This is a genomic window from Cupriavidus sp. SIMBA_020 (assembly GCF_046535395.1).
Classification (GTDB): domain Bacteria; phylum Pseudomonadota; class Gammaproteobacteria; order Burkholderiales; family Burkholderiaceae; genus Cupriavidus; species Cupriavidus campinensis.
The window spans coordinates 1-288 of the sequence record NZ_JAWRWU010000358.1 but is presented as its reverse complement, the minus strand read 5'-3'; the positions used below and the strand labels follow the sequence as shown (position 1 = coordinate 288).

Sequence of the window (288 nt, the reverse complement as noted above, 5' to 3'; positions counted from 1 at the left end):
CGGCTTCGGGGCCGGCCGCGAGCCGCGCGGGGTCGCCCGGCAGCAGGTGCACGAACAGAAACACCAGCACCGCGACGAGCGCGAGCGTGGGCAGCAGGCCGAATAGGCGTTTGACGAGAAAATTCAGCATGGGGCACCGATCGAATCAGCGCGCCGGCAGCTTGCGCCGCCGGCACTGCGCAGCGGGCGAACCGCCGTCATTTCACCGAGATTTCGTCGAAGTTGAACGAGCCGTCCGGCATCACGTAGATGCCGAGCAGCCGCTTGCTGCGCGCGTACACGATCTTC

Annotated in this window: 1 pseudogene; it reads right to left on the bottom strand. The window is 67.0% G+C overall.

The features are described 5' to 3' along the window. Positions 1-130, bottom strand: a pseudogene (locus tag SB751_RS29570) (glutathione ABC transporter permease GsiC); the annotation flags it as partial. Between the last annotated feature and the right edge of the window lie 158 nt (positions 131-288).